General features: G+C 57.7%; 5 protein-coding genes and 1 pseudogene. 3 read left to right on the top strand and 3 right to left on the bottom strand.

Features of this window, described 5'->3' with window-relative positions; genetic code table 11:
- The 3 genes and pseudogenes from B4F73_RS02745 to B4F73_RS02735 all read right to left on the bottom strand — a co-directional run.
- Positions 1-513 (bottom strand): annotated as a pseudogene (locus tag B4F73_RS02745) (diguanylate phosphodiesterase); the annotation flags it as partial.
- A 299-nt stretch (positions 514-812) separates the two neighbouring features.
- Positions 813-1,538 (bottom strand): hypothetical protein, encoded by a 726-nt coding sequence (locus B4F73_RS02740; protein WP_290482455.1) that lies wholly within the window; start codon positions 1,536-1,538, stop codon positions 813-815.
- A 13-nt stretch (positions 1,539-1,551) separates the two neighbouring features.
- The gene (locus tag B4F73_RS02735) at positions 1,552-2,388 is read right to left on the bottom strand and encodes a fumarylacetoacetate hydrolase family protein (RefSeq protein ID WP_290482454.1); all 837 of its coding nucleotides are present in this window, start codon (positions 2,386-2,388) and stop codon (positions 1,552-1,554) included.
- 112 nt (positions 2,389-2,500) lie between these two features.
- On the opposite strand from B4F73_RS02735, the gene B4F73_RS02730 reads away from it, so the two are divergent.
- The 3 genes from B4F73_RS02730 (at position 2,501) to B4F73_RS02720 (ending at position 5,385) form a co-directional block, all read left to right on the top strand.
- Positions 2,501-4,159 carry a DUF262 domain-containing protein gene (locus tag B4F73_RS02730; RefSeq protein WP_290479072.1) on the top strand — a complete coding sequence of 553 codons (1,659 nt, stop codon included), beginning with the start codon at positions 2,501-2,503 and terminating at the stop codon, positions 4,157-4,159.
- 83 nt (positions 4,160-4,242) lie between these two features.
- Positions 4,243-5,010, top strand: a complete 768-nt coding sequence (locus tag B4F73_RS02725; protein WP_290479073.1) for an SDR family NAD(P)-dependent oxidoreductase — start codon at positions 4,243-4,245, stop codon at positions 5,008-5,010.
- 3 nt (positions 5,011-5,013) lie between these two features.
- Positions 5,014-5,385, top strand: a complete 372-nt coding sequence (locus B4F73_RS02720; protein ID WP_290482453.1) for a tRNA-binding protein — start codon at positions 5,014-5,016, stop codon at positions 5,383-5,385.
- Positions 5,386-5,434: the final 49 nt, after the last annotated feature.

Here is a 5,434-nt window from a genome sequence, read left to right as displayed (position 1 = left end):
CTCGTAGAAGGACACACGACGCTGGGGCAGAGACACGATCGGCTGCAGGTGCAGGTCAACACGACCATCCTTCAGCGCGTCGCGCACATCACGCAGGACAGCATCTTCTTCCGGTGCCACGACCGCGGTGCTGGTCGTTTCCGCCAACTTGTTTTCAAAGCTCTTGGACAGCCGGTCGATCAGGCTCTCCAGCTGCTTCATCTCGGTCACGAGCGCGTCGCGGCGCTCGGTCAATTCGTGCTTGACGGTCGCCTCGACGGCATCCGTGCGCGCTTCAATGACATCAACACGTTCCGCGGAATCCCGAACGGTCCGCTCCACCCGGTCAATGCGGTCATCGATGTCCTTGGTGGCGCGTCCTGAACTGGCGAGTAGGTGAATCTGCCCCAGCAAAGCCGTGGTGATGCCACCCGCCGCAATCGACATGGGCAGGCCGACATCCGTCAGCGTGAAGACGCCGTAGCCGACGCCGCCGCCGATGGCCGCGTATAGAAGGAACAGAACAAAAGTCATTACGTCAGCACCCGATACAACCCAATAATGTTAACAGCTAGGCCCAATTGGTTAACGAATTGCGAGGAATTGGAGGAATTTGTCGACCGCGGCAATCCTGTCACAGCGCCGTTGCAAACAAGCCACAATCCCCATCAAGTCGAGCATGGCAGGCGTCGCGCATGCGGACAAGGCGATTAGTGCTGGCATCACGGGCAGCTATCGCCGGCACAATGACGCATTTGCGGTCAGATCGACTGGCACAGCCACATCTGAACCCAGATCGGAGAACTGTGGAAAAGCAGGTCTGGATCCGATTTTCAGTTAACCACCCCATCACGAAACACGAAAACCGGATCTGCTGTTGGCCAATTCGATTCGCAATCAAGCACCAGATCAATTCCATCGGTTACCGAGTCGGGCAGTTCAATGCCACAGCCCGCGATCAGCGCCGTATGGTCAACATAGTCCACAACATAGAAGGCTCGGTCCGTCCCGGTTTCGAACTTGCTGATACGCAAATCGCCGGTATCGAAAACGGTTGCCACCTGCTCACCGTCTCCAGGCAACAAAGCGAGCAGCGCCGCATCGAACCCACCGGCTGGACGGTCCTCGACATAGATCAGCGCATCGGACACCTCATAGGCGCGATTAAGCAGTCCTAGAAAGTCACCCGTGCCGGATGGACCCGCCACCGGAAGAGAAGATTCCCGCCCGGCACGCCAAGCTGCGTTTCGCATCTCGTCCAGGCCCTCAATATCCTCACCGCGCAAGGATAGAAGCATGACGGCGTCGGTATTCCGCAAACTCGCTTGCGTCATATCGAGTGTCATGCCCGCCGGCGCGCCGAATACGACCCGTTTGCCGCCCGCCAGAACATGGACGCAGGCTCCGGGCAAACTCCGCTTTGAGCAAGGCAGCACCGCAAAATCTGTCGAATGCACAGTCAAATCCACTCGTGCCGTCTCGGCATCTTTGGAAGTCACCGGATTGCATGCGGCGAGCGCAGTAGCGCATACGACAATTCCAAGAGCTCGAAATTTCATGATCGTACCCACCCTACCCGATCCGCGTGTCTCCGGGTTCGGTTACGATTTCGTTTTCGATGACACCGACCTGATCAATTTCCAGACGCACCCGGTCGCCCACCTTCAGCCACTTCGGTGGGGTGAACCCACCCCCAACACCCGCAGGCGTACCTGTGAAGATGAGGTCACCCGGCTCCAGCGTGAAGGCGGCAGTAAGATGCGCAATCTGCGCAGGAATGTCATGGATCATGTCGCGTACATGACCGGTCTGGCGCAACTCATCATTCACAAAGCTGCGCAGTTCCACCGAGGCCAGATCCTCGATTTCGTCCGGTGTCACAAGAGCCGGACCAAATGGGGCGTGGGTGTCGAACCCCTTGCCCATGATCATGGTCTGGCTCGCGCGCTGCCAGTCACGCACCGAGTAGTCACAGCCGACGCAAAAACCGGCGACGATTTCCATCGCCCGCTCACGTGGCACGTGCCGGCCATGCTTGCCGATGACAACAACCAACTCGACTTCATAGTCCAGCTGATCAGAAACCTTGGGTAGATGCACGCGGCCGAAGGGCTTGTTGGCCGATGTCGCCTGCTTGTTGAACCATTTCTGCACCTGCGGAGATTTTGTATCCACAAAACTCACACTCTCGGCGGCATGGGCGGCATAGTTCACCCCAATCCCCAAAATCTTGCGGGGGCGCTCCACCGGCGCCAGCAGATCGAGCGTTTTCAACGGAACCGGCAAAGCGTCTGATCCTGTAATTGCCAGCGCATCTTGCAGAGTTGTCGCATCTGTCGGCCGGACGATGTCCCCGTCCAGAACTCCATAGCGAGCGGTACCATTTTCTGCGAACCGAACCAGCTTCATTGCGTTACTCTCCTGTCACACTTTTTCCGCAAACGCGTTGCAAGCCGTTCATGTGCCGTTGTGATGACACTTGGCAAGGGCTAGGCACAAAGCTTGTATAGAGGATGCCAGTATGGATCTCGGCGTACGTGCCCAGGAGAGCTCGCTCAAGAGTATTTTCGGCCCCAGCGAACGGCTCTGCATGCCGCCCTACCAGAGAAGTTACTCCTGGACGGAGCGCGAGGCTGGCGAACTCCTGACTGACCTTCTTGACGCCGCCGAAACCGGCACACCCCACTTTGTCGGGGCTGTGGTTCTGAACCGCGGCACGGAAGAAGGCTTACTGGAGATTGTCGACGGTCAGCAGCGCCTCACGACGCTGACCATCCTGCTCTCTGTCCTGCGAGACATTGAATCCGACCCGTCGAAAAGTGCGGAAATTCACGCTCTGATTGCTGACGAGGCACGCCCCATGCTGGGAGAGGCCGCGAGTTGGCGCCTGCAACTGAACCATATGGACGGCCCGTTTTTCCGCCACATGATTCAGACTCCTGGGGCCACGCTTCGGTTGGATGGCGAGTCCGGGGACAGTGACAGCCAACGTCGCATGGTCCAAAATGCCCGCACGCTCCTGAAACGCGTGAAGGCCCTGTCAGACGCAGATCGAAATGCCTTGGCAGATGTCACGATGAATCGCTGCGCGCTGGTTCGCGTGGTGGTGAACGACAAGGACCAGGGCTTCAAGGTCTTCCGTGTACTCAACACGCGCGGCAAGGAGCCGGGCGCACACGACATCATCAAGACCGAACTGTTCCAAAGGTCAAAGTTCACAACTGAAGAAGCAAGCTTTTACTCTGAGCGCTGGGCCGAGCATGAGGCCGCTCTGGGCGGCAGCGCGTTTGACGACCTGCTTCGCCAGATCCGCTCAATCTATGACAAATCTTCAAAGGGTGAGTTGATCACCGGCTTCCTGAAAAACGTCATCCCCAAGATCACCGCACGCGGTTTCCTTGATGACGTCCTGCCCCGCTACGTAGCAGCTTACAAGATCATCACGACCGCCAATCTGGATACAGGCCCACACGCCAAACTGATCAGCGACAAGCTGAACCAGATGCGCGCGCTGGACCAGACGAGCTGGCGCGCTCCGGCGCTCAAATTTCTTGTCGAGCATGGCGTGGAACATGAGAGTGCGCCGGAATTCTTCACCAAGCTGGAGCGGCTTTCCTACATCATCATGCTGGTCCTCACGGATCGCGACCAACGCACGAAACGCTTCAACAAGGTGAACGAGAATATCGGCAACAGCCGCACGCTTTATGGCCGCGGCAGCCCTTTCAATATTACCAAGGATGAATCCCGCCGCGCCTTTGACAGGATGCTTGGTCGGTTCGCGACGTTCGGCCAGAGGCGCTCAATGGCGCTGCGCCTGAATGCGGCGCTGGACGGCGGTTTCACCATTGCCCCTCAGTCTGACGCGACGGTCGAACACGTCCTGCCCCGCAATATCAGCGAAGATAGCCACTGGATGATCACCTGGCCGGACCCGGCCAAACGACGCGAGCAGTGCGACACGCTCGGCAATTTCGTCTTGCTGACCAACAAGGTGAACCAGAAAGCCGACCGGCTCGACTATCGCGCCAAGAAGGAGGTCTATTTCAATGGTGGTGGCGGACAGGATTTTGCGCTGACACGGGATCTGGTCGATCAGGAAGCCTGGACGTCAGAAGTGGTTAGAAAACGCACAGAACGGCTCGCCGAAATCCTCATGATGGAATGGAGCCTCGCCTGATCGGCCTTTCCTAGCGTGACCCCTGTTCGAAGCGGCCTCCTGTGCTAACGAGTCTGCAAAGATATACATTAGGGAGCCTCACCATGAGCTTGTTCGACCTCACCGGAAAAACTGCTGTCATCACCGGATCTTCGCGTGGCATAGGCAAGTCCATCGCCGAGCAGATGGCCGAACAAGGCGCACGCGTGGTGATCTCGTCCCGCAAGCCGGGCCCTTGCCAGGACGTGGCTGACGCGTTGAACGCCAAGCATGGCGATGGGACGGCGATTGCGATCCCAGCCAATATTTCTTCGAAGGATGACCTGAAGAATCTGACCGAGAAAACACGGGCCGAATTCGGCCAGATCGACATTCTCGTCTGCAATGCGGCGTCGAACCCGTATTATGGCCCGCTGGAAGAGATCGATGACGAATCCTTTGAGAAGATCTTGTCCAACAACATCATCTCAAACCACTGGCTGATCCAGTTGGTCGCGCCTGAAATGAAAGAGCGCAAGGATGGCGCCATCGTCATCATCTCGTCGATCGGCGGCCTGAAAGGCTCAAGTACGATTGGCGCATACAATATTTCCAAGGCTGCCGACTTCCAGCTGGCCCGCAATTACGCACTCGAGCTCGGCCCTCACAATATTAGGGTGAACTGTGTCGCACCAGGCCTGATTAAGACAGATTTCGCCCGGGCCCTGTGGGAGAACCCCGAAATGGCGGCACGCGTAGAAAAAGGTACGCCCATGCGTCGCATCGGCGATCCGGAAGATATTGCCGGCGCCGCTGTCTTTCTCGCGTCCAAGGCGGGCGCCTACATGGCCGGCCAGATGGTGGTCGTGGACGGCGGGTCCGTGATCGTTTGATCCGTGCATCTTACAGACTCTCCTGAATCTGGCCCCGTCGACGAAACCAGTTTCGATACGTTTCGCCAGATCGACATTCGCGTCGGAACCATTATTGAGGCCGCGCCGTTGGAAGGCGCGCGCAAGCCTTCCATCCGTCTTCTGATCGATTTCGGACCGGGCGTCGGCAAAAAGAAATCGTCGGCGCAAATAACCGAACATTATTCCCCCGAACAACTGGTTGGGCGACAAGTCGCGGCCGTGGTCAATTTTCCACCGCGCCAGATCGGCAAATTCATGTCTGAAGTCCTTACACTGGGATTTCCGGACACGGATGACCGAATCGTCTTGTTCGCTCCAGATCATCCAGTCCCCAATGGCGCGAGACTCGCATGACAGAACGCACGCTTTCCACCCAAGCCAAAACCTTCCTCAGCAATTTGCA

Source organism: Hyphomonas sp. UBA3601 (assembly GCF_002375605.1).
Classification (GTDB): domain Bacteria; phylum Pseudomonadota; class Alphaproteobacteria; order Caulobacterales; family Hyphomonadaceae; genus Hyphomonas.
The sequence above is the reverse complement of the archived record's forward strand: the minus strand, read 5'-3'. Positions and strand labels throughout refer to the sequence as shown.

Coding starts and splice junctions, on each gene's coding strand:
- B4F73_RS02725 (WP_290479073.1), top strand. CDS start 4,243: ATGAGCTTGTTCGACCTCACCGGAAAAACTGCTGTCATCACCGGATCT.
- B4F73_RS02735 (WP_290482454.1), bottom strand. CDS start 2,388: ATGAAGCTGGTTCGGTTCGCAGAAAATGGTACCGCTCGCTATGGAGTT.
- B4F73_RS02740 (WP_290482455.1), bottom strand. CDS start 1,538: ATGAAATTTCGAGCTCTTGGAATTGTCGTATGCGCTACTGCGCTCGCC.
- B4F73_RS02730 (WP_290479072.1), top strand. CDS start 2,501: ATGGATCTCGGCGTACGTGCCCAGGAGAGCTCGCTCAAGAGTATTTTC.